Source organism: Ramlibacter albus, assembly GCF_014297445.1.
GTDB classification, from domain to species: Bacteria; Pseudomonadota; Gammaproteobacteria; order Burkholderiales; family Burkholderiaceae_C; genus Ramlibacter; species Ramlibacter albus.
This window is the reverse complement of sequence record NZ_JACORU010000001.1, coordinates 1,151,557-1,174,366: the sequence shown is the minus strand read 5'-3', so window position 1 is coordinate 1,174,366 and position 22,810 is coordinate 1,151,557. Positions and strand designations below refer to the sequence as shown.

Genomic DNA, 22,810 nt, shown 5'->3' with positions numbered 1-22,810 from the left:
GATGCCCCAGCCCCTGCAGACGCAGGCCACGCCGCCCGGGCCGCTGCGCGAGTTCTGGATTTCGTTCTCGGCGAACAAGGGCGCCGTCGGCGGCCTCGTGGTGGTGGCGGTGCTGCTGCTGCTCGCGCTCTTCGCGCCGCTCGTCGCGCCGCACTCGCCGGACGCGACCAACAGCGCCGCGTTCCTGAAGCCGCCCGTGTGGCAGGCCGGCGGCTCGTCGCAATACCTGCTCGGCACCGATGCCATCGGCCGCGACATCCTCTCGCGCCTGATCCATGGCGCGCGCCTGTCACTTTCCATCGGCCTGGGCGTGGTGGCGCTGTCGGTGGTCGCGGGCATCGCGCTCGGCCTCGTCGCCGGCTTCGCGCGCGGCGTGGTGGAGATCTTCATCATGCGCGCGATGGACATCCTGCTCACGCTGCCATCGCTGCTGCTGGCGATCGTGGTGGTGGCCATCCTCGGCCCGGGCCTCGTGAACGCGATGCTCGCGGTGGCGGTGGTGCTGCTGCCGCACTACGTGCGCATCACGCGCGCCGCGGTGATCGCCGAGACCGCCAAGGACTACGTGACCGCCGCCCGCGTGAGCGGCGCCGGCACGCTGCGCCTGATGTTCAGCGAGGTGCTGCCCAACTGCGCCGCGCCGCTGATCGTGCAGGCGTCGCTGGGCATCTCCACCGCCATCCTCGACGCGGCCGCGCTGGGCTTCCTGGGTCTCGGCGCGCAGCCGCCCTCGCCGGAGTGGGGCACCATGCTGGCCGACGCGCGCGAGTTCGTGCTGCGCGCCTGGTGGGTGGTGACCTTCCCCGGCCTGATGATCCTGATCGCCGTGCTCGCGTTCAACCTGCTGGGTGACGGCCTGCGCGATGCACTCGACCCGAAGCTGAAGCGATGAGCGCCCCCCTCCTCGAAATCGAAGACCTGCACGTGGAGTTCCCCACGCAAGGCAGCGTCATGCACGCCGTAGAAGGCGTGAGCCTCACGTTGAACGAAGGCGAGATGCTCGGCATCGTCGGCGAATCCGGCTCCGGCAAGAGCGTGACGATGATGGCGCTCATGGGCCTGATCGGCTACCCCGGCCGCGTGCGCGCGAAGAAGCTGCGCTTCATGGGCCACGACCTGCTGGGCATCGGCGACAGGCAGCGCCGCGAGCTGGTGGGCAAGGACATGGCGATGATCTTCCAGGAGCCCACCACCAGCCTGAACCCGTGCTTCACGGTCGGCTGGCAGCTGGTGGAGCAGCTGCGCCAGCATTCGCCGATGGACAAGAAGGCCGCGTGGAAGCACGCGATCGAGCTGCTGGAGCAGGTGGGCATCCCGGCTGCCGCCTCGCGCATGAACGACTACCCGCACCAGATGTCGGGCGGCATGAACCAGCGGGTGATGATCGCGATGGCGATCTCGTGCAACCCGCGCTTGCTGATCGCCGACGAGCCGACGACGGCGCTCGACGTGACGATCCAGGCGCAGATCCTCGACCTGCTGCGCCGCCTGCAGCAGGAGCGCGGCATGGCGATGGTGCTCATCACGCACAACATGGGCGTGGTCAGCGAGATGGCGCAGCGCGTGGTGGTGATGTATGCGGGGCAGGTGATGGAGCAGCAGCCCGTGGCCTCGCTGTTCGACAAGCCGCAGCATCCGTACACCGAGGCCTTGCTGGCGGCGTTGCCGGAGCATGGCGAAGCGGGGCATCGGCTGGCGACGATCCCGGGCGTGGTGCCGGGTGTGTTCGACCGGCCTGCGGGGTGTTTGTTCGCGCCGCGCTGTGCGTATGCGACGCAGCATTCGGCGACGGTGCGGCCCGAGTTGAGGGAGTGGCAGGGTGGGCAGGTGCGCTGCCATTACCCGCTGGGGGACCCGAGCCGTGAAAGCCGCATCGAACGCGACGGTGGATTGCGGGTCGCGCCCGCAATGACGAACCCATGAGCAACGTCGTCGTCGAAGCAAAAGACCTGCGCAAGGTCTACCCCATCCGTCGCGGCCTCTTCAAGCCGCCGGCTCAACTGCAGGCGGTGGGCGGCGTGTCCTTCACGCTCGAACAGGGCAAGACACTCGCCGTCGTCGGCGAGTCCGGCTGCGGCAAGTCCACGCTCGCGCGCATGGTGTCACTGATCGAAAAACCCACCGAGGGTTCGCTCACGCTCGACAACACCGACGCGGTGAACTACCCGGCCAGCGAGCACCGCCGCCTGCGGCAGGCCGTGCAGCTGGTGTTCCAGAACCCGTACGGCTCGCTGAACCCGCGCAAGAAGATCTCGCAGATCCTCGAAGCCCCGCTCGCGATCAACACCGACCTGCCGGCGAAGGAGCGCGGCGAGAAGGCCCGCGCGATGCTCGCGCACGTCGGCCTGCGGCCCGAATACGCCAACCGCTACCCGCACATGTTCTCCGGCGGGCAGCGCCAGCGCATCGCGATCGCGCGCGCGCTCATGCCGAACCCGAAGCTCGTGGTGGCGGACGAGCCCGTGTCCGCACTCGACGTCTCGATCCAGGCGCAGGTGCTCAACCTGCTGGCCGACCTGCAGGCCGAGCTGAAGCTCGCCTACCTCTTCATCTCGCACGACCTCGCCGTGGTGCGCCACATCGCGCACGACGTGCTGGTGATGTACCTCGGCCACGTGATGGAACAGGGGCCGAAGCCGAAGATCTTCGCGCGGCCGCTGCACCCGTACACGCAGGCGTTGCTGGCCTCCACGCCCGGCATCGACAGCAAGGCCAGGCGCATCGTGCTCAAGGGCGAGCTGCCCTCGCCGCTGAACCCGCCGAGCGGGTGCGTGTTCTCGTCGCGCTGCCCGTACGCGGTCGACATCTGCCACAAGGACAGGCCGCTGCCGCGGATGGTGGAAGAGCGCCTCGTGGCCTGCCACTTCGCGGGCGAAGTGGGCGTGGACCCGGCCTAGGCTTTGTCGAAACTGCCGGCGGACGCGCACGCCCGCGTGACACGCGCCGCGCCGCCGCGCACCTGCTCCACCAGGTCCACCCGCGCATAGCGGAACGCGTCGAGCACAGCCACCATGTCGTCGCCCATCGCCGTGGGCACCTCGCGCAACAGCCCGAGCTGGAATGCCTTGCGGTTCCAGACCGCCTCGATGAACTGCACGAGCGCCGGCGCCGCTGCGGGCCCGTGCGTCTCGGCGCTGCGCAGCAGCCGGTCGAAGGCGGCCAGGCCGCGCTCGGTGGCGGAGTGGGAGCTCATTTCCTCGTCGAGCATGCGCGCGCGCTCGAGCAGCGTCGCCTCGTGGTCGATGCGGGCATCGTCCCCGCGGCCGCTGACCACCTGCACGGTGTTGATCTGCGCCAGCCGCTTGACGTGGCGCCGTTCGCGTTCGGCCTGGCTCATGGCGGTCCCCCGACGAAGCTGAGTCACGCCTTTGTAGCCCAGCCCGGCCGCGGCGGCAAGCGGGTCAGGTCTCGACAGTTACCGGCACCCGCTGCGCGAGCGCACACATGAGCTCGTAGCCGAGCGTGCCGCCCGCGCGAGCCACCTCGTCGATGGGCAGCACCGCGCCGTTGCCGGCACGGCCCCACATCGTCACTTCCGAGCCGAAGCCGGCGGAGGGCACGGGCGTCAGGTCGACGGCGATCATGTCCATGCTGACGCGGCCGATCAGGCGCGAGCGCACGCCGTTCACGAGCACGGGCGTGCCGGTGCTGCAGTGGCGCGGGTAGCCGTCGGCGTAGCCGCAGGCCACCACGCCGATGCGCACCGGCGCTTCGGCCGTGAAACTGGAGCCGTAGCCGACCGTGTCGCCCGGCTTCAAGTCCTGCACGCCGAGGATGCGCGTGGCGAGCGTCATGGTCGGCCGCAGGTCCCAGTGCGCGATGTCGTTCTCGGGGTAGTCCGGCGCGCTGCCGTACACCGCGATGCCGGGGCGCACCCAGTCGCCGCGAACGTCGGGGTCGGCCGAGTGGCGCAGGGCGGCGGCGCTGTTGGAGAGGGACCGTTCGCCCGGCAGGTCGCGCGTGGCCTCGCGGAAAGCCGCGACCTGGTGTGCGATGCCGCGCGGGCCGTCGGCGTCGCTGAAATGGGTCATGAGCGAGATCTCTTCGACCTGCGGCAGCGCGTTCAGGCGCGCCCACGCCGCGCGATAGCGCTCGGGCGAGTAGCCGAGCCGGTTCATGCCCGAGTTCATCTTGAGGAACACGCGGTGCGGCTGCTGCGTCTTATGGGCGGCGAGCATGTCGATCTGCTCGTCGCAATGGATCGTGTGCCAAAGGCCCAGGCGCGAGCACAGCTCGAGGTCTCTTGCCTCGAACACGCCTTCGAGCAGCAGGATGGGCCCGCGCCAGCCCAGCGCCCGCACGCGCTCGGCCTCGTCCAGGTCCAGCAAGGCGAAACCATCCGCCGCGCGCAGCGCCTCGTACACGCGCTCGATGCCGTGGCCGTAGGCGTTGGCCTTGACGACGGCCCAGACCTTGGCGTCGGGAGCGGCGGTGCGCACCCGGGCGAGGTTGTGCCGCAGGGCGTCGAGATGGATGGTGGCCAGGATGGGGCGGGGCATGGCCGGGATTCTGGCATTACCCCCCGTGATATAACCCCGTGTCGCTTGGAGACAGCATAAGGTTTACAAGTCCATCAGCCCGCCTGATGGCCACGCCCAGACGGATGAAGCGCGGTTTCTACACCATCATGTCGGCGCAGTTCTTCTCGTCGCTGGCAGACAACGCCTTGTTCGTCGCCGCGGTGGAACTGCTCAAGTCGTCCGGCGCTGCCGAATGGCAGCGCGCGGCGCTCGTGCCGATGTTCGCGCTCTTCTACGTGGTGCTCGCGCCTTTCGTGGGCGCGTTCGCGGACGCGCAGCCGAAAGGCAAGGTCATGTTCGTCAGCAACGCCATCAAGGTGGTGGGTTGTTTGATGATGCTGTTCGGCACGCACCCGCTGCTTGCGTACGCCGTCGTGGGGCTGGGCGCGGCGGCGTATTCGCCGGCCAAGTACGGCATCCTGACGGAGCTGCTGCCGCCCTCGCAGCTGGTGAAGGCAAACGGCTGGATCGAGGGCCTCACCATCGCGTCGATCATCCTGGGCATCCTGCTGGGCGGCCAGCTGGTGGGGCAGGCGGTGGCCAGCAAGCTGCTCGTGTTCGACTTCCCGCTCATCGACACCGGCATCGACACGCCGCCCGAGGCCGCCATCACGGTGCTGATCTTCGTGTACGCGATCGCGGCGTGGTTCAACACGCGCATCCCGCTGACCGGCGTGGAGATGCGGCCGATCCCGAAGAACCCGATGGAGCTGGTGCCGGATTTCTGGAGCTGCAACTCGCGCCTGTGGCAGGACAAGCTCGGCCAGATCTCGCTGGCCACCACCACGCTGTTCTGGGGCGTCAGCGGCAACCTGCGCTACATCATCCTCGCGTGGAGCGCGGCGGCGCTGGGCTACAGCACCACGCAGGCGTCCAACCTCGCGGGCGTGGTGGCGCTGGGCACGGCCGTCGGCGCGGTGGTCGCGTCGATGCGCATGAAGCTCGATCGCGCGACGTCGGTGATCCCGCTGGGCATCGCCATGGGCGTCCTCGTCATCGCGATGAACTTCATCCACAACGTGTGGGTGGCGGCGCCCTTCCTGATCCTGCTGGGCGCGCTGGGCGGCTACCTCGTGGTGCCGATGAACGCGCTGCTGCAGCACCGCGGCCACAACCTGATGGGCGCGGGCCGCTCGATTGCCGTGCAGAACTTCAACGAGCAGGCCTGCATCCTCGGCCTGGGCGCGTTCTACAGCCTGTCGTCGTCGATGGGCCTGAGCTCCTTCGGCGCGATCACCGCGTTCGGCCTCATCGTGGCGTTCGTCATGTGGGTGATCAAGCGCTGGCACGCGCGCAACTGCATCGTGCACAAGGACGAGGTCGACCACCTGCTGCGCGTGGCGCGGCAGGACAACGTCCACGGGTGATGCGGGCCGGTGATCGTCTCGCTCCGGCCGCGGCGCTGGTGCTCAACGCATTCGTGTGGGGCCTGTCCTGGTGGCCCTTTCGTGAGCTGCAGGAGCGCGGGTTCCACCCGCTGTGGTCCACGGCCTTCACTTACTTCGTGGCGGTGGCGTTCTTCACGGCCTTGCATCCGGGCGCGTGGCGGCCGTTCCTGCGCGAGCCCAAGCTGTGGCTGCTGGCGGCCGCGTCGGGGCTGACGAACGTCGGGTTCAACTGGGGTGTGACCGTTGGCGACGTGGTGCGCGTCGTGCTGCTGTTCTACCTGATGCCCGCGTGGTCGGTGCTGCTCGCATGGGCACTGCTCGGCGAGCGGCCCACGGGTGCGGGGATCGCGCGGCTGTTGCTGGCGCTGGCCGGTGTGGCCATCGTGCTCAAGCGGCCCGATGCGGCATGGCCGGTGCCGGAGAGCCTGGCCGACTGGCTGGGCGTGGCGGGCGGGTTCAGCTTCGCGCTCACGAACGTGATGCTGCGCAAGCTGCCGCACGTGCCCGCGCCGTCGCGATTGATGGCGATGTTCGGCGGCGGCGGGACGCTGGCCATCGCGGCGGCGGGCGTGGGCGCGCTGCAGCATGTGGTGGTCGCGCCGCCTGCGCCAGGCCTCGCCGAGGTCCTGTTCATCCTGCTGCTGTCCGTAGGGTTCATCTGCGCCAACCTCGGCTGGCAGTACGGCGCTTCGCGACTGCCGGCGCAGGCCACCGCGCTCATCATGCTGTCGGAAGTGCTGTTCGCGAGCGCGTCGTCGGCGTGGTTGGGTGCCGGCGAGATCACGCCGCGCATCCTGGCCGGCGCCGCATTGATCGTCGCCGCCGCGGCATGGTCGGCTTGGCCTTCGCGCCGCCGCGGAGCAGAATTGCACGCATGACGACCGTCTACGACTTCGAAGCGCAGCAGATCGACGGCAAGGCCGTGCCCCTGAAGAAGTTCAAGGGCAAGGTCATGCTGATCGTCAACACCGCCAGCGCCTGCGGCTTCACGCCGCAGTTCGCGGGCTTGCAGGAGCTGCACGAGCAGTACGGCAAGAAGGGCCTCGTCGTGCTCGGCTTCCCCTGCAACCAGTTCGGCGCGCAGGACCCTGGCAGCAACGACGAGATCGCGGGCTTCTGCCAGCTCAATTACGGGGTGAGCTTCCCGATGATGGCGAAGATCGACGTCAACGGGCCCGCGGCGCACCCGCTCTACAAGTGGCTCACCTCCGAGAAGCCGGGCCTCCTGGGCAGCACCGGCATCAAGTGGAACTTCACCAAGTTCCTCATCGGCAAGGACGGCGAGGTGATCAAGCGCTACGCGCCGCAGGACCCGCCGTCGGGGCTGGCGGGCGATATCGAGAAGGCGCTCGCGGCCTGAGGCCGAAGCCTCAGTTGACCCAGCCCTGCTGCGAAGCCCACTCGCGGTCCAGCCGGGCGAGGTCGGCCAGCGTGCGGCCGGGCTCGTCGCGGAACTGCTCGTCGAGGCGGCGCACGTAGGTGACGCGGTCCACGCGGAAGCTGCGGAAGTCGTTGCGCAGCTCGCACCAGCCGGCGAGCGTCCACACCTTGCCCCAGTAGAAGCAGCCGAGCGGCCGCACGGTGCGCTCGCTGGGCTTGTCGGTGAGGTCCTTGTAGTTGATGAAGATCTTGCGGCGCTCCTGCACCGCCTCGCGCAGGGTCTGCAAGGTGCGCTGCGCCGGCGGGGGCAGCCCGCCGCCGGGCGCGTACACGGCCAGCGCCTCGGCGGCAACGCGCGCATCGACGGGGAGCACGGACATGATCTTGCCCAGCGCGTCCTGCGCGCCGGTGGCCAGCGCCGGGTCGAGCCAGGCTTGCGCGAGGCGCACCGAGGCGACGAGCGCTTTCGCTTCCTCGTGCGTGAACATCATCGGCGGCAGGTCGAAGCCGGCGCCGAGGCGGTAGCCGACGCCCGCCTCGCCCTCGATGGGCACGCCCTGCGCCAGCAGGTCCGCCATGTCGCGGTAGATGGTGCGCTCGGAGACCTCGAGCCGCATCGAGAGGTAGGCGGCCGTGGTGAGCCGCCGGCCGCGGATCAGCTGGATGATGTGGAACAGGCGGTCGGCTCGGCGCATGGGGAGTAACTTTGTACTCCAACGCGCGAGGCCCTGCTGACACGGTGGTGTCAGGAGTGTTTCAACGCGGAGTCCAGGACTTCCACCCAGTGCCTGACGGGCGTGGCGGTGGCCGCCTGCAGGTGGGTGATGCAGCCGATGTTGGCCGAGGCGATGGCCTGCGGGTCCGCCGCGTGCAGGTTCTTCAGCTTGCGGTCTCGCAGCTCCTGCGCGATGTCGGGGTGCAGAACGGAGTAGGTCCCCGCGGAGCCGCAGCACAGGTGCGACTCGTTCAGCGCGATGCGCACCGTGAAGCCCAGCTCCGACAAGCCTTGCTCGACGCCGCCCTTGAGTTGCTGGCCGTGCTGCAACGTGCAGGGCGGGTGGTAGGCGATAACCCGATCGTCCGCCGCGACCTTGCCGCGAAGCGCGGGCACGAGCTCGGGCAGCAGCTCGCTCAGGTCGCGCGTGAGCCCGGAGATGCGCCGCGCCTTGTCCGCATACTGCGCGTCGTGCTGCAGCATGTGGCCGTACTCCTTGACGGTGACGCCGCAGCCCGAAGCGTTCATCACGATCGCCTCGACCTCGCCGCGTTCGACGTGCGGCCACCAGGCGTCGATGTTGCGCCGCATCTGCGCGCGGCCGCCTTCCTGGTCGTTCAGGTGGAACTTGACCGCGCCGCAGCAGCCCGCGTCACGTGCGATGACCGTCTCGATGCCGGCCGCATCGAGCACGCGCGCGGTGGCGCTGTTGATGTTCGGCATCATCGACGGCTGCACGCAGCCTTCGAGCAGCAGCATCCTGCGCGCGTGGGTACGGCGCGGCCACGCGCCGGCGTCCTGCTTCGGCGGGACCTTTTCCTTGAGCTTGCCGGGGAGCAGCCCGCGCACCACCTGGCCGACCTTCATCGCCGGGCCGAAGAGCGGCGATGTGAGGCCTTCCTTCAGCGTCCAGCGCAGCGCGCGCGAGCCGGTGCCGCGCGGCACCTTCTCTTCGACGATGCGCCGGCCGATGTCCACGAGGCGCCCGTACTGCACACCGCTCGGGCAGGTGCTCTCGCAGTTGCGGCAGGTGAGGCAGCGGTCCAGGTGCAACTGCGTCGCGCGCGTCGGCTCCGCGCCTTCGAGCACCTGCTTGATCAGGTAGATGCGCCCGCGCGGGCTGTCCAGCTCGTCGCCGAGCACCTGGTAGCTGGGGCAGGTGGCGGTGCAGAAGCCGCAGTGCACGCATTTGCGCAGGATGGCTTCGGCCTCGGCGCCTTCGGCCGTGCCCTGAAACTGCGGGGCGAGTTGCGTCTGCATCTAGAAGTCCGAATAGAGCCGGCCGGGGTTGAAGATGCCGGCGGGGTCGAATTGGCGCTTGAGTTCGCGGTGGATGTGGTCCAGCGCCGCGGGCAGCGGCTGGAAGCGTTGCGGCGGGATGCCGCCCAGGTCGGCGGGCATGAAGAGCGTGGCATGGCCGCCGGCGTCCTGCGCGAGTTCGCGCACAAGCGAAGCATCGCTGCGGTCCGCGCGCAGCCAGCGCTGGCCGCCGTGCCATTCGATGACGCCCGGTTCGGGGCCGCCGAGCGGTTGCGCGGTCTGCGGCACGGACAGCCGCCAAAGGTCGCGCTCGCCACGGTCGGTGAACCACGGCAGCTCCATGTCGCGGCAGCGCTGCCAGCCCTTCGCTGCGTCGGCGTTGTCCTGGCGCTGGCCGCCGAGCGCTTTGCATGCGGCATCGACGGCCGCCTGCGCGCCGCGCAGGCGCAGCATCAGCGTGCCGGCGTCGTCGGGTGTCCAGCAGCTCGCGTTGAGCGGCAAGGGCTTGCCGCCCCAGGCATTGAGGTGCTTCAGCGCCTCGGCCTGCGTCATCTGGAACTGCAGCGTCGCTTCGGCGCGCGCAACAGGCAGCACCTTCAGGCTCACTTCCGCGATCAGCCCCAGCGTGCCCATCGCACCGACCATGAGGCGCGACACGTCGTAGCCCGCGACGTTCTTCATCACCGTGCCGCCGAAGCGCAGTTGCTCACCGCGCCCGTTGACCAGGGTGATCCCCAACACGTAATCGCGCACCGATCCCACACTTGCGCGCGCGGGGCCGGACAGCCCTGCGGCCACCATGCCCCCGACCGTGGGCTCACCCGCGAAATGCGGCGGCTCGAAAGGCAGGCACTGGCCTTCGCGTGCCAGCAGCGCTTCCAGCTCGGTCAGCGGCATGCCCGCCTGCACGGTGACGACGAGCTCGCTCGGTTCGTAGGCGATCACGCGATCCAGCGCGCCGGTGCGCAGCATCTCGCCGTCGAAACGCTCGCCGTAGAAGTCCTTGCTGCCGCCGCCCCGGATGCGCACCGGCGTGCCCGAGCCCGCCGCCTCGCGGATGCGTTCGATCAGCTGGGCCAGCACGTCGTCCATGGGCAAGGATGTTAAGCGCGGCCGCGGGGATTCGCTGGGCCGGGGCGCATGAAGTCTTCTTCAGGAGTCGATGAAGAAATTGACGCGCAGCCCCGGCACCTCCACCCGCGTCGCCATGACGATGCCCGAAAGCGGCAGCTCGCGCACCTCCGCCTCGCCGCGCTGCGTGCCCGCGCTGGTGACGTACAAGGTCTGCAGGTCGTCGCCGCCGAAGCAGGGCATCGTGGGGCAGCGCACCGGCACGGGCACTTCCTGCAGCACCTCCCCGCGCGGCGACAGCTTGAGCAGCCGGCCGCCTTCGAACATCGCCACCCAGTAATTGCCTTCGGCGTCCACCGCCGCGCCATCGGGCCGGCCGCCGTACCCGGGCTGCCTCGGCTGCCAGCCCGCGGGCTTGGCGGGGAACTGCGCGAATACGCGGTGGCCGCGCATGACGTTCGCGGCCGCGTCCCAGTCCCATGCGTGGATGACATGGTTCGTCGTGTCGGACCAGTAGATCGTGCGGTTGTCCGGCGACCAGGCCAGCCCGTTGGCGATGACCGCGTTCTGCGCCTTCAGCTGGATCAGCGTCTTGCCGCGCTCCGCGTTGTCGGGGCGGCAGTCGATGCAGTACAGTTCCGCCTTGCGCGCGTCGCGCGGCTCGTACATCGTGCCGGCCCAGAAGCGGCCCAGCGCGTCCGCCTTGCCGTCGTTGAAGCGCGTGGTCTTCGTGTCGTGGCTGAAGCGCGCGATGCAAAGGAGCGCCTCGCCCCAGCCGCGCGCGCGGTAGATGCCGTCGCGCAGCGCGATCACGAGGCCGCCACCTGCCGCCGGCGCGATGCAGCCGGGCTCCAGCGGCATCTCCCAGCTCTCCAGCGTGCCCATGAACACATTGGCCCGGCGGACCTGCCGGTTGGGGATGTCGACCCAGTAGAGCATCTGCTCGTCGGGGTGCCAGAACGGCGACTCCCCCAGGCCGTCGCGCGAGCCGACGACCGGCTGCCACTGCATCATCGGGCGGCCTCCGCCGAGATGGTCATCGTGGCCATGATCGAGTCGCCCATGCCGAGCACCGCGAGGCCGAGGTCGGCCGAAGGCGCGCCCGCCGCATGCAGGTTGACGGCATTGTTGACGTGGCTCACCGGCTCGATCGCGATGTAATCGCGCGTGTCGTTGGTGAAGACCACGAGCCGCGTCATGCTGGACGTGACGCGCACGTGCATCAGCTCGTCGCGCAGGTGCACCACGCCGTCCCAGCCGTCGAAACAGTGGTCGACGTCGAGGAACGCGCAGTCGGCGTCGATGCCGCGCGAGCCCTTGCGCACGGTGGGCAGCTTGTCCTCGCCCATGTCCCAGCGGCCGGTGGCCGCGAACGAGATGCGGCTGCGAGCGCGCTTCATGAAGTACGGGTGCCAGCCCAGGCCAGCGGGCGCAGGCTCCTGCGAGTGGCTGGTGAGCGCGAGCGTGAGCTCCAGGCCGGTCTCGTTCAGGCGGATCGTCTGCGAGCAGTCGAAAGCGAAGGGCCAGTTGGCGTCGGGCTGGTGCTCGTACGACAGCAGCGCATAGGTTTCGTCGCTGTCGAGCAGCTCCCAGGGCCGTTGCCAGCCGACGCCGTGGATGGCGTGCGGCTCGTCGCCGTTGTTGCGCACCAGTGGCAGCTGCGTGCCCTGCCACTGCAGCGTGGCCTGGCCGATGCGGTTGGAAAAAGGCACCAGCGGGTAGCTGCCGGCGAGGCGCGCACTGGTGAGCTGGGCGGCCGGCGTGGACCGCAGGACGGGATGGGTGCCGAGCCACAGGCCGGCGATGCAGCCGCCCAGCGCGGGCTCGATCTCGCAGCGCAGCGCACCTGACTTCAGTTCGAGCATGGGCCAAGTCTCCTTTTGCAGCCCATTGTGCACCCCGAGCGGCCAAAAAAAAGGGCCCGCTTGCGCGGGCCCAACATCCAAAGGAGACTTGCTTTTATCGGTTGTAGGCGGTTTCGCCGTGGCTGGAGATGTCCAGGCCCTCGCGCTCTTCCTCTTCGGTCACGCGCAGGCCGATGACGAGGTCGACGACCTTGTAGGCGATGAAGGCGACCACGCCGGACCACACGATGGTGGTCAGCACGCCTTGCAGCTGGATCCAGACCTGGCCGCCGATGGAGTAGTCGGGGCTGACCTTGTTGGCCACGTAGTCGTAGATGCCGGTGCCGCCGAGCGAGGGCGAGGCGAACACGCCGGTGAGCAGCGCACCCAGGATACCGCCCACGCCGTGCACGCCGAACACGTCCAGCGAGTCGTCGGCGCCGAGCATGCGCTTGAGGCCGTTGACGCCCCACAGGCAGACGAGGCCGGCCAGCAGGCCGATGACGATGGCGCCCATCGGGCCGACGAAGCCGCAAGCCGGCGTGATGGCCACGAGGCCGGCGACGGCACCGGACGCGGCACCCAGCATCGAGGCCTTGCCCTTGGCGAGCGCTTCACCCGCGATCCACGACAGCGTGGCGGCGGCGGTGGCAACGAGCGTGTTGACGAAGGCGAGCGCGGCGACGCCCGTGGCTTCGAGGTTGGAGCCGGCGTTGAAGCCGAACCAGCCCACCCACAGCATGGACGCACCGACCATCGTCAGCGTGAGGCTGTGCGGCGCGAGCGCTTCCTTGCCGAAGCCGATGCGCTTGCCGACCAGGTAGGCACCCACGAGGCCCGCCACACCGGCGTTGATGTGCACCACCGTGCCGCCCGCGAAGTCGAGCGCGCCCTTGGCCCACAGCCAGCCGCCGTTGGCGGTGACCGTCTTGAGCGTGGCTTCGCTCGTGATGGCGTCCGGGCCGTCCCAGTACCAGACCATGTGCGCGATCGGCAGGTAGCTGAACGTGAACCAGATCACCACGAAGAGCAGCACCGCGCTGAACTTGATGCGCTCGGCGAACGCGCCGACGATCAGGCCGCAGGTGATGGCCGCGAACGTGGCCTGGAAGGCGAAGAACGAGTACTCCGGGATCACCACGCCCTTGCTGAAGGTGGCGGCGACCGCGTCGGGGTTCACGCCCTTGAGGAACAGCTTGTCGAGGCTGCCGAAGAACGGGTTGCCGGCGGTGAAGGCCACGCTGTAGCCGTAGAGCGTCCACAGCACGTAGATGAGCGCCGTGACGACGAACACCTGCATCAGCACCGACAGCATGTTCTTGCTGCGCACGAGGCCGCCGTAGAACAGGGCCAGGCCGGGGATCGTCATCAGGATGACGAGCGCCGTGGCAACGGTCATCCACGCCGTGTCGCCCTTGTTGGGCACGGGCGCGGGTGCGGCAGCGGCCGCGGGGGCCGAAGCGGCGGCAGCCGCTGCAGGCGCGGCGGCGGCGGCCGGTGCAGCCGCCGTGGCGGCCGCGGGTGCGGCGGAAGCGGGGGCGGCAGCGGCGGCAGCCTGCGGTGCGGACGCGGCGGGTGCCTGCGCCATCACGGCACCGCCTGCCAGCAGGCCCAGCCCGAGGGCCAGGGAAGCGAGAAGCTTTTTCATGGGGGTCGTCTCTCTGAGGGGTGGATTTCTCTTACAGCGCTTCCTTGCCGGTCTCGCCGGTTCGGATCCGCACGACCTGCTCGAGGTCGTACACGAAAATCTTCCCGTCGCCGATCTTGCCGGTGCGGGCCGCGCCCTCGACGGCCTCGATGACGCGCTCGACGAGGTCGTCGGCGACGGCGGCCTCGATCTTCACCTTGGGCAGGAAATCGACGACGTACTCGGCGCCGCGGTACAGCTCGGTGTGGCCCTTCTGGCGGCCGAAGCCCTTGACCTCGGTGACGGTGATGCCCTGCACGCCGATGCCGGAGAGGGCTTCGCGCACCTCATCGAGCTTGAAGGGTTTGATGATGGCGGTGACGAGTTTCATCGTGATCTCCTTGGGGGAATGCGCGGCCTCAGAACGTGTAGGTGTACTTGACGCCCACGACGGCCGCGGTGCGGCCGAGGTTCCTGCCGCTGGGGGAAACGTAGGCCTTGGTGTCGGTGCCCACCAGGCCGGCGGAGGCCGAGAAGCCGTTGCCGAAGTCCTTGTTGGCCGTGACCGAGTAGTCCGTGTAGCTGAAGTTGCTGTTGCGCTTGACGGTCTGGTGGCCGATGTGCGGCACGATGCTCCAGCCGTCGCCGAGGTCGAACGTGGCGGACAGGTCGAGGTAGCCGCTGTTCTTGCTGTTGGCGAAGCCGAACAGGTTGGAGAACGCATGCGAGTACTTCAGCGTCGCGGGGCCGTACGTGCCGGCGACGTACAGCTCCTGCGTGTCGGCATTGGGGTTGAGGCGGTTGCTGTCGTAGTTGTACGTGAGCACGCCCACGTCCCAGGCGACCGGGCCGGCTTCGAACTTGTAGCCGCCGTAGACGTCCACTTCCGCGTTGGAGCCGCCGCCGGCGTCCTTGATCCACTTGATGGAGGAGGCCCACACGCCGACGTAGAAGCCGCTCTTGTGCGCGAGGTCGGCGCCGCCTTGCAGGGCGGGCTTCAGGCGGGTCTGGGAGATGCCGCGGTAGCGGTAGTCGGAGATGACGCCCACGTTCGCGGACAACGTGAAGTCGGGCTCCGGCGCCTTGGCCTGCGCCATGGCGGCGCCGGACAGGACGAGGGCCGACACGGCCAGGGCGGTTTCTTTGAGCTTCATTTGAGTTTCTCTCCGTGCTGAAGGATTGGGGCTAGGGTCTGTAGCAGGAGCTGTGCCATACATCACCGGGGCGTCAGCGGAAGTGCACCGGAACGTTCCGGCTGCGTTGTGGAGTGGGTGCAACCTATAGGTAACACCAGCTTGGTGCGTCGTTCCGCACCAAACGCGACGCTCGCACAGCTCTGGGGAGGCGGAAGAGAGATGAGCCTTTGTTTGGTGCAAAGCCGCGCCCTGGTCGGGCTGCAGGCCGAAGCGGTGACCGTGGAGGTCCATCTGGCCAACGGGCTGCCGAGCTTCACGCTGGTGGGGCTGGCGGACACCGAGGTGAAGGAGTCGCGCGAGCGCGTTCGCTCGGCCCTGCTGACCTGCGGGCTGGAGTTCCCGCACAACAAGAAGATCACCGTCAACCTGGCGCCGGCGGACTTGCCGAAGGATTCGGGGCGGTTCGACTTGCCGATCGCGCTGGGCATCCTGGCCGCAAGCGGGCAGGTGGATGGGGCTGCGCTCGCGGGATATGAATTCGCGGGGGAGCTTTCACTGTCGGGCGGGCTGCGGCCGGTGCGCGGTGCGCTCGCGATCAGCCTGGCCTTGCAGGCCGGCGCTGTGCAGACACGGCTCGTGCTGCCGCCGGGCAGCGCGGAGGAGGCCGCGCTGGTGCCGGGCGCGCAGGTGTATCGCGCGGTGCACCTGCTGGATGTGGTGGGGCAGTTCGTGCGTGGCGATGCACCGTCGCCCGCGCAAGGCTGGACGCGCTTGCAGGCCACGCCGCCGCCCTACGAGCCGGCCTATCCGGACCTTGCCGACGTGAAGGGCCAGCTCGCCGCCAAGCGCGCACTCGAAGTGGCCGCGGCGGGCGGCCACAGCGTGCTGCTCAGCGGGCCACCCGGCGCGGGCAAGTCGATGCTGGCGCACCGCTTCGCCGGCCTGTTGCCGGCCATGACGGTGCAGGAGGCGCTGGAGAGCGCCGCGGTCGCGAGCCTGGGCGGCCAGTTCTCGCTGGCGCAGTGGTCCGTGCGGCCCACGCTCGCGCCGCACCACTCCGCGAGCGCGGTGGCGCTGGTGGGTGGCGGCTCGCCACCCAGGCCGGGTGAAATCTCGCTCGCGCACCATGGCGTGCTGTTCCTCGACGAGCTGCCTGAATTTCCCCGTGCCGCGCTGGAGGCGCTGCGGGAGCCGCTGGAGACCGGCCACATCACGATCGCGCGCGCAGCACGCCGCGCCAGCTTTCCGGCGCGCTTCCAGTTCGTCGGCGCGTGCAATGCGTGCCCCTGCGGCAACCTCGGCTCGGCCCAGGCCTGCCGCTGCACGCCGGACCAGGTGGCGCGCTACCAGGGCAAGCTGAGCGGGCCGCTGCTCGATCGCATCGACCTGCACATCGAAGTGCCGGCGCTGCCCACCGACGAATTGCTGCAGGCGCCTGCCGGCGAGCCTTCGGCCCGCGTGCGCGCGCGGTGCGTCGAGGCGAGGGAGCGTGCGATGCAGCGGCAGGGCAAGGCGAACAGCGCGCTGCAGGGCGAGGAGATCGACCAGCATGCGGGCCTTGCCGTGCCCGCGCGCAAGTTCCTCCGCGCGGCCGCCGGGCGCCTTGGCTGGAGCGCGCGCTCCACCCATCGCGTGCTGAAGGTGGCGCGCACGATCGCGGACCTCGCCGGGTCGGCGCCCGTCGACGTGGTGCACGTGGCGGAGGCGGTCCAGTACCGGCGGACCGTGGCAGCGTCCGGGCGGAGCCAGCCCCGCTCATGAATAATCGGGCCCGATGAGTGCCCGCCCGCCTGCGCAGTACGACCGAGCCCTCGTGGGCTGGCTCTCGCTGGCCCAGTTGATCACCTGGGGCAGCGTCTTCTACACCTTTGCCCTCCTGCTCGCGCCCGTGGAGCGCGAGCTGGGCATGACACGCGCGCAATCGTCGCTCGCCTTCAGCCTCGCGCTGCTGGTCGAGGGCATCATGGCCTACCCCGTGGGCCGTTGGATCGACCGCGGGCACGAACGCGCGGTGATGACGGGCGGCTCGGTGCTCGTGGCCATCGGGCTTGCGGCGCACAGCCAGGTGCGAAGCGTCGCGGGCTTCTACGCGGTCTGGATGCTGCTCGGCGCCGCGCTCGCCGCGACCTTGTACAGCCCCGTGTTCGCGGTGGCCACGCGCCGCTTCCCCAACGACTTCCGCCGCGCGATCATCACGATGACCTTCCTCGGCGGCCTCGCGAGCACGGTGTTCATCCCCACCTCCGCGTGGCTGATCGAGAGCCTCGGCTGGCGCCACGCGCTGCTCGTGCTCGCCGCCGTGCACGTGCTGCTGTGCGCACCGCTGCACTGGCTGTGCCTGCGCGATGCGCCGCCGCCGGTGGTGCATCCGAAAGAGGCGGCCTCGCCCTCAGCGCTGCTGCGCAGCCCGCCGTTCCTGCTGATCGGCGTGTTCAGCGTCGGCATGATGGGCATCACCGCGGCGCTGCCGCCGCACATGATCAGCCTGTTGCGCGAAGCCGGGCTCGCGGAGCAATGGGTGATCGCGATCCCGGCGTCCATCGGCGTGATCCAGGTGCTGGGGCGCTTGCTGCTGTTCTTCTTCGAGCACCGCTTCGACGTGCACGTGGCCAACCGCGCGATCCCGTGGCTGGTGCCGATGGGCCTGGCTGCATTGCTGCTCGGTGCCGCGCACCCGGTCGCCGGACTCGTGTTCGTGGTTCTTTACGGCCTGGGCAACGGGATGATGACGATCGTGAAGGGCACTGCGATCGCGCAGTACGTGAATCGCGACCACGTCGCTTCCCTCAATGGCGCGCTGGGCATCCCGACGGCGATCTCGCGCGCGATCGCACCGCTGCTGCTCGGTGTGCTGTGGACGCAGGAGACCGGCTACCGCTGGGGCATCGCCGTGCTGCTAGGCGTGGGAGTGCTTTCCGCGGTGGCGCTGTGGCAGGCCCAGCGGCGCGCGCTCACCTGAAGCTTCGCGCTCCGCACGCAACTCCTCGGCGGCGCGTGCGCAACCGGCGCCGAACAGCAGCACGCCGGACGAGAAGTACATCCACATCAGCAGCACGATGAGCGAGCCGGCTGCGCCATACGCGGACACGACGGCGGCCGTGGAAAGGTAGATCGTGAGCACCTGCCGGCCAATCGTGAACAGGATCGCGCCCACGAACGCACCGAGCCAGAGGTAACGGCCGCGCGGCCGCGCACCGCCGGAGAGCCGCATCAACCCGTAGAACAGCGCGGTGCAGAAGAGGAAGCCCACGGTCTCGTTCACCGCGCGCAGCGCTGTTTCGAGCAGGATGCCGCCACCGACCTTGTTCGTGACGAGGCCCAGCATCGCCGAGATCGCCAGCGACACCAGCAGCAGGAAACCGAAGGCGAGGATGTACGCGATGCCGCGCAGCTTCATCGTGGCCGTGCTGCGCCACGACTTCTTGCCGGCGGGCTCGCGGCCGTGCGACCACACGCGCTCGAAGGCGTCCTGCAGTTCCCCGAACACGCCGGTCGCACCGGAGACCAGCACGATGAAGCCAAGCACCGTGGCCCAGATGCCCTGGCCGGTCTTCTGCGAACTGGCGAGCGCCTGCTGGATCAGTTCTGCGCCGCGTTCGCCGACGACAGCCTGGATCTGCGTGACCAGGCTGTGCTGCAGCATCTCCTTGTCCACCCACCAGCCGAGCAGCGCGACGAGCAGCAGGAGCAGCGGCGTGAGGCTCAGGATGCCGTAGAACGACACGGCGGCGCTCATGCTCAGGCCGCCCGCGTCACTCCACAAGCGCACGGCGCGCAGGATGGGCTGGAGGGGTCGGAGCAGGCCTCGCATGAAACGAGGCTAGGTGCGCGGCCTTCGCGAGTGCGTAGGAACCCGGCCAAGCGTCGGGTCGGAGACGCCAGCGTCAGAGGTTCGGTGCCAGCAGCCGCTGCAAGTCCTCGACGCTTTCGCCGCGACGCTGCGCGAGGTCCTGCAACTGGTCGTCCCCGACCTTGCCCACGTTGAAGTACGTGCTCGAAGGATGGCTCAGGTAGAAGCCGCTCACGCTGGCAGCCGGCCACATCGCGAGGCTTTCGGTGAGGGACATGCCCACCTCCTCGGCCTGCAGCACGCGGAACATGTCGCGCTTCACGCTGTGGTCCGGGCATGCGGGATAGCCCGGCGCGGGGCGGATGCCGAGGTACTTCTCGCCAATGAGCTCCTCGTTCGACAGAGTCTCGTCGGCCGCATAGCCCCACAGGTCCTTGCGCACGCGCTCGTGCAGGGCCTCGGCGAACGCTTCCGCGAGCCGGTCCGCCAGCGCCTTGAGCATGATCGCGGAGTAGTCGTCGTGGTCGGCCAGGAAGTACTGCTCCTTCTTCTCCGAGCCGATGCCCGCTGTGACGGCGAACATGCCCACGTAATCCGGCTTCACGCCCTTGGGCGCGACGAAGTCCGCAAGGCTGCGGCTCGGGCGCATCACGCCTTCGACAGCAAGCTTCTCCGTCTGCTGGCGCAGGCCGTACCAGGTGAGGATGGGGCTTGCGCGCGACTCGTCGGCATACAGCTCGATGTCGTCGTCGCGCACGGTGTTGGCGGGCCACAGGCCCATCACCGCATTCGCCGTCAGCCAGCGGCCTTCGATCAGTCGCTTGAGCATGCGCTGGCCGTCCGAATACACGCGCACCGCCTCCGCGCCCACCACCTCGTCCTTGAGGATGTCGGGGAAGCGGCCGGCGAGGTCCCACGTCTGGAAGAACGGGCCCCAATCGATGTACTTCGCCAGTTCCGCGAGGTCGAAGTTCCTGAACACGCGCCGGCCGATGAACTTGGGCTTGGGCGGCGTGTAGTTCGCCCAGTCGATCGGCGTCTTGTTCGCGCGCGCCTTGGCGATCGGCCACAGCGGCACCTGCTTCTTGTTGGCGTGCTGCTCGCGCACGCGCACGTAGTCCGCCTCGACATCGGCGATGTACTTCGCGGCCTGCTCGGACAGCAGGCTCTGCGCGACGCTGACGCTGCGCGAGGCGTCCGGCACGTACACCACCGGGCCTTCGTAGTTGGGCGCGATCTTCACGGCGGTGTGCACGCGCGACGTGGTGGCGCCGCCGATCAGCAGCGGGATCTTCTTCAGGCGGAAGTGCTCGTCCTTCTGCATCTCGCGCGCGACGTACTGCATCTCTTCCAGCGACGGCGTGATCAGGCCCGACAGGCCGACGATGTCCGCGCCTTCGACCTTGGCCTTCGCCAGGATCTCGTGGCACGGGACCATCACGCCCATGTTCACCACTTCGAAGTTGTTGCACTGGAGCACGACCGTGACGATGTTCTTGCCGATGTCGTGCACGTCGCCCTTGACCGTGGCGATGATGATCTTGCCCTTGGCCCGCACGTCCTCGCCCGCAGCCTCCTGCTGCTTCTTCTCTTCCTCGATGTAGGGGATGAGGTGCGCCACGGCCTGCTTCATCACGCGCGCGGACTTCACCACCTGCGGCAGGAACATCTTGCCGGCGCCGAAGAGGTCGCCCACGATGTTCATGCCGTCCATGAGCGGGCCTTCGATCACGTGCAGCGGCCGGCCGCCACCCTTGAGCACGATCTGGTACGCCTCTTCGGTGTCCTCGACGATGTGGTCGGTGATGCCGTGCACGAGCGCATGCGACAGGCGCTGGTTGACCGGCAGCGCGCGCCACTCGTTCTTCTTGCTGTCGTCGCGCGCCGCGCCCTTGGCGCTTTCGGCGATCTCGACGAGCCGTTCGCCGGCATCCGGACGGCGGTTGAGCACGACGTCTTCGACGCGGTCGCGCAGCTGCGGCTCCAGCTCGTCGTACACGCCCACCATGCCCGCGTTGACGATGCCCATGTCCATGCCCGCCTGGATGGCGTGGTACAGGAAGACGGTGTGGATCGCCTCGCGCACGGGGTCGTTGCCGCGGAACGAGAAGCTCACGTTCGACACGCCGCCCGACACCTTGGCGCCCGGCAGGTTCTGCTTGATCCACTTCGTCGCTTCGATGAAGTCGACCGCGTAGTTGTTGTGCTCCTCGATGCCGGTGGCGATGGCGAAGATGTTCGGGTCGAAGATGATGTCTTCCGGCGGGAAGTCCACCTCGTCCACCAGCATGCGGTAGGCGCGCTCGCAGATCTCGATCTTGCGCTGGTAGGTGTCGGCCTGGCCCTTTTCGTCGAAGGCCATCACGACGGCGGCGGCGCCGTAGCGCTTGATCAGCTTGGCCTGCCGCTTGAATTCGTCCACGCCCTCCTTCATGGAGATGGAGTTGACGATGCCCTTGCCCTGGATGCAGCGCAGGCCGGCCTCGATCACGTCCCACTTGGAGGAGTCGATCATGATCGGCACGCGGGCGATGTCCGGCTCGCTGGCGATCAGGTTGAGGAAGCGCACCATGGCGGCCTTGCTGTCCAGCATGGCCTCGTCCATGTTGATGTCGATGACCTGCGCGCCGTTCTCGACCTGCTGGCGTGCAACGGCCAGGGCCTGCTCGAACTGGCCCGCGAGGATCATGCGGGCGAAGACCTTGGAGCCCGTGACGTTGGTGCGTTCGCCCACGTTCACGAAGAGCGAACCCTTGCCGATCTCCACCGGCTGCAGGCCGGAGAGCTTCATCGGGGGGACGGGGATGTGGGACATGGGCTCACCTTGGAAAGGGTGAGCGCGGTTGGGAATCTCAAGCCTGACGGGCCATCCCGCTGCAGCGCTCCTTGAGGAACACCGATTTTAAACCGGCAGGTCGGCCTTCTTCAGCGTACGGAGAACGAAGCTGGAGCGGCTGTGCCGGATGCCCTTGATCTTGTACAGCCGCTCGCGCAGCAGCCGCTCGTAGTCGCGCGTGTCCTTCACCGCCACGCGCAGCAGGTAGTCGTAGTCGCCCGACACAAGGTGAGCCTCGATCACCTCGGGGATGGACGCCAGCACCTCGCCGAACTTCTCCAGCGTGTTGTCGGAATGGCTGTCCAGCGTCACCTGGACCAGCACCGTGTCATTGAGCCCGAGCGCGTGCGGGTTGAGCCGCACCGTGTAGCCCTCGATCACCCCGGACGCCTCCATCTTGCGGATGCGCTCCCAGCAGGGCGAGCTCGACAGGCCGACCGCCTGGCCGACCTCCTGCAGGCTGGCCCGGGCGTCGGCCTGCAGCACTCGCAGGATTTTCCGGTCGATCGCGTCCACGCAACATCTCTTTCGAAGGGGGAGCCATGTTACAGAAAAATCTTTGGCAAAGTGCAGAAAGAGGCGCAAACTCGGCAAGACTTCCTGCCGGCCTGGCCGCAAACTTTCGGCATGCCGGGGGGTTACCGCCTGCCGGCGCGGCTGCCGCAGGTGGTGGTGTCGATCACGGCCCCGGGGCTCCTCACAAGGGAGCCCCGGGGGAGCGAAAGGAGACCGACATGTGCGCACCGTGCAACCAGGCTTGCCGGCAAGGCCGGACCTGCCCCCGACGGGCAGCGGAGCCGTCCCCCCTTCTGGACTTCAGGCCCCTGGCGAGCTGGCTTCGCCGGCACCTTCCACCACTGCGTCCACAAACACCGGGCCCGTGAGGCATGCGCCGGGGCCGATGCCGCGCTCGGCAAACCAGCCGCGCGGCACCTCCAGCACGTAGCGCACCGGCACCTCGCTCTCGGTCGTCTCGCGGGTATGCGCCTCCATGTCCTCGATCTGCAGGATCGTGCCGTCGCCGTCGATGAAGGCAATGGACAGCGGCAGCGGCGTGTCCTTCATCCAGAAGCTCTGCGGCTGCGGCTCGCCGCACACGAACAGCATGCCCTCGTCGTCCGCCAGCTCGCGCACGTGCATGAGGCCGACCGCGCGCTCCTTCGCGCCACGCGCGACATAGGCGTTGAGGCGATGCTCGCCGAGCGTGAGGACGGCGCGGGGAAGGTTCTTCATGGGCAGCATC

The 22,810-nt window shown here is 68.8% G+C and carries 22 protein-coding genes and 1 riboswitch; of the genes, 8 read left to right on the top strand and 14 right to left on the bottom strand.

Going from position 1 to position 22,810, the window contains the following annotated elements; translation table 11 throughout:
- Position 1: 1 nt before the first annotated feature.
- From H8R02_RS05400 to H8R02_RS05390, 3 genes are read left to right on the top strand one after another with little or no spacing between them, the layout of a single operon-like run.
- Positions 2 to 892 carry an ABC transporter permease subunit gene (locus tag H8R02_RS05400; protein ID WP_255429151.1) on the top strand — a complete coding sequence of 297 codons (891 nt, stop codon included), beginning with the start codon at positions 2 to 4 and terminating at the stop codon, positions 890 to 892.
- Positions 889 to 1,923, top strand: coding sequence for an ABC transporter ATP-binding protein (locus H8R02_RS05395; RefSeq protein WP_187080290.1), 1,035 nt, complete (start codon positions 889 to 891; stop codon positions 1,921 to 1,923). The genes H8R02_RS05400 and H8R02_RS05395 overlap by 4 nt, the downstream gene beginning before the upstream one ends.
- Positions 1,920 to 2,897, top strand: a complete 978-nt coding sequence (locus tag H8R02_RS05390) for a peptide ABC transporter ATP-binding protein (RefSeq protein WP_187080289.1) — start codon at positions 1,920 to 1,922, stop codon at positions 2,895 to 2,897. Before H8R02_RS05395 ends, H8R02_RS05390 begins: the two co-directional genes overlap by 4 nt.
- Here the strand turns inward: H8R02_RS05390 and H8R02_RS05385 are convergent.
- Together H8R02_RS05385 and alr are read right to left on the bottom strand one after the other, a co-directional pair.
- Entirely contained in the window at positions 2,894 to 3,337 is a 444-nt protein-coding gene (locus tag H8R02_RS05385; protein WP_187080288.1) for a DUF7673 family protein, read from the bottom strand. The genes H8R02_RS05390 and H8R02_RS05385 overlap by 4 nt on opposite strands.
- Positions 3,338 to 3,401: 64 nt before the next feature.
- The gene (alr, locus tag H8R02_RS05380) at positions 3,402 to 4,499 is read right to left on the bottom strand and encodes an alanine racemase (RefSeq protein WP_187080287.1); all 1,098 of its coding nucleotides are present in this window, start codon (positions 4,497 to 4,499) and stop codon (positions 3,402 to 3,404) included.
- 104 nt (positions 4,500 to 4,603) lie between these two features.
- Between alr and lplT the strand changes: the two genes are divergently transcribed.
- Genes lplT through H8R02_RS05365 form a run of 3 tightly spaced genes read left to right on the top strand, consistent with a single transcriptional unit; the run spans position 4,604 to position 7,268 of the window.
- Positions 4,604 to 5,887, top strand: a complete 1,284-nt coding sequence (gene lplT, locus H8R02_RS05375; RefSeq protein ID WP_187080613.1) for a lysophospholipid transporter LplT — start codon at positions 4,604 to 4,606, stop codon at positions 5,885 to 5,887.
- Entirely contained in the window at positions 5,887 to 6,786 is a 900-nt protein-coding gene (locus tag H8R02_RS05370) for a DMT family transporter (protein ID WP_187080286.1), read from the top strand. Before lplT ends, H8R02_RS05370 begins: the two co-directional genes overlap by 1 nt.
- A complete protein-coding gene (locus H8R02_RS05365) occupies positions 6,783 to 7,268 on the top strand; it encodes a glutathione peroxidase (protein ID WP_187080285.1) in 486 nt (161 codons plus the stop codon). Before H8R02_RS05370 ends, H8R02_RS05365 begins: the two co-directional genes overlap by 4 nt.
- 10 nt (positions 7,269 to 7,278) lie before the next feature.
- Here H8R02_RS05365 and H8R02_RS05360 read toward each other — a convergent pair whose 3' ends face one another.
- The 8 genes from H8R02_RS05360 to H8R02_RS05325 form a co-directional block, all read right to left on the bottom strand.
- Positions 7,279 to 7,983 (bottom strand): helix-turn-helix transcriptional regulator, encoded by a 705-nt coding sequence (locus H8R02_RS05360; protein ID WP_187080284.1) that lies wholly within the window; start codon positions 7,981 to 7,983, stop codon positions 7,279 to 7,281.
- A 50-nt stretch (positions 7,984 to 8,033) separates the two neighbouring features.
- Positions 8,034 to 9,263, bottom strand: a complete 1,230-nt coding sequence (gene glcF, locus H8R02_RS05355; RefSeq protein ID WP_187080283.1) for a glycolate oxidase subunit GlcF — start codon at positions 9,261 to 9,263, stop codon at positions 8,034 to 8,036.
- Positions 9,264 to 10,355, bottom strand: coding sequence for a glycolate oxidase subunit GlcE (gene glcE / locus H8R02_RS05350; RefSeq protein ID WP_187080282.1), 1,092 nt, complete (start codon positions 10,353 to 10,355; stop codon positions 9,264 to 9,266). It abuts the gene before it with no gap.
- A gap of 60 nt (positions 10,356 to 10,415) precedes the next feature.
- A complete protein-coding gene (locus H8R02_RS05345; RefSeq protein ID WP_187080612.1) occupies positions 10,416 to 11,345 on the bottom strand; it encodes an SMP-30/gluconolactonase/LRE family protein in 930 nt (309 codons plus the stop codon).
- Positions 11,345 to 12,199, bottom strand: a complete 855-nt coding sequence (locus H8R02_RS05340) for an aldose 1-epimerase (RefSeq protein ID WP_187080281.1) — start codon at positions 12,197 to 12,199, stop codon at positions 11,345 to 11,347. Before H8R02_RS05340 ends, H8R02_RS05345 begins: the two co-directional genes overlap by 1 nt.
- A gap of 94 nt (positions 12,200 to 12,293) precedes the next feature.
- Positions 12,294 to 13,826 carry an ammonium transporter gene (locus tag H8R02_RS05335; protein ID WP_187080280.1) on the bottom strand — a complete coding sequence of 511 codons (1,533 nt, stop codon included), beginning with the start codon at positions 13,824 to 13,826 and terminating at the stop codon, positions 12,294 to 12,296.
- Positions 13,827 to 13,857: 31 nt separating this feature from the next.
- Positions 13,858 to 14,196, bottom strand: coding sequence for a P-II family nitrogen regulator (gene glnK / locus H8R02_RS05330; RefSeq protein ID WP_187080279.1), 339 nt, complete (start codon positions 14,194 to 14,196; stop codon positions 13,858 to 13,860).
- A 28-nt stretch (positions 14,197 to 14,224) separates the two neighbouring features.
- Positions 14,225 to 14,959, bottom strand: coding sequence for a TorF family putative porin (locus tag H8R02_RS05325; RefSeq protein ID WP_187080278.1), 735 nt, complete (start codon positions 14,957 to 14,959; stop codon positions 14,225 to 14,227).
- A gap of 201 nt (positions 14,960 to 15,160) precedes the next feature.
- Between H8R02_RS05325 and H8R02_RS05320 the strand changes: the two genes are divergently transcribed.
- Together H8R02_RS05320 and H8R02_RS05315 are read left to right on the top strand one after the other, a co-directional pair.
- On the top strand, positions 15,161 to 16,702 hold the full coding sequence (locus H8R02_RS05320) for a YifB family Mg chelatase-like AAA ATPase (RefSeq protein WP_187080277.1): 1,542 nt from the start codon (positions 15,161 to 15,163) through the stop codon (positions 16,700 to 16,702).
- A 13-nt stretch (positions 16,703 to 16,715) separates the two neighbouring features.
- A complete protein-coding gene (locus tag H8R02_RS05315; protein WP_187080276.1) occupies positions 16,716 to 17,900 on the top strand; it encodes an MFS transporter in 1,185 nt (394 codons plus the stop codon).
- On the opposite strand, the gene H8R02_RS05310 is transcribed toward H8R02_RS05315, so the two are convergent.
- The 4 genes from H8R02_RS05310 to H8R02_RS05295 form a co-directional block, all read right to left on the bottom strand.
- Entirely contained in the window at positions 17,838 to 18,752 is a 915-nt protein-coding gene (locus H8R02_RS05310; RefSeq protein WP_187080275.1) for a YihY/virulence factor BrkB family protein, read from the bottom strand. The genes H8R02_RS05315 and H8R02_RS05310 overlap by 63 nt on opposite strands.
- Positions 18,753 to 18,825: 73 nt before the next feature.
- Positions 18,826 to 21,522: a methionine synthase gene (metH, locus tag H8R02_RS05305; RefSeq protein ID WP_187080611.1), complete on the bottom strand. Its 2,697-nt coding sequence runs from the start codon at positions 21,520 to 21,522 to the stop codon at positions 18,826 to 18,828.
- A gap of 37 nt (positions 21,523 to 21,559) precedes the next feature.
- Positions 21,560 to 21,625, bottom strand: a riboswitch (S-adenosyl-L-homocysteine riboswitch).
- A gap of 8 nt (positions 21,626 to 21,633) precedes the next feature.
- Positions 21,634 to 22,083, bottom strand: coding sequence for an Lrp/AsnC family transcriptional regulator (locus H8R02_RS05300; protein ID WP_187080274.1), 450 nt, complete (start codon positions 22,081 to 22,083; stop codon positions 21,634 to 21,636).
- Between the two features lie 300 nt (positions 22,084 to 22,383).
- The gene (locus H8R02_RS05295) at positions 22,384 to 22,800 is read right to left on the bottom strand and encodes a DUF192 domain-containing protein (RefSeq protein ID WP_187080273.1); all 417 of its coding nucleotides are present in this window, start codon (positions 22,798 to 22,800) and stop codon (positions 22,384 to 22,386) included.
- Between the last annotated feature and the right edge of the window lie 10 nt (positions 22,801 to 22,810).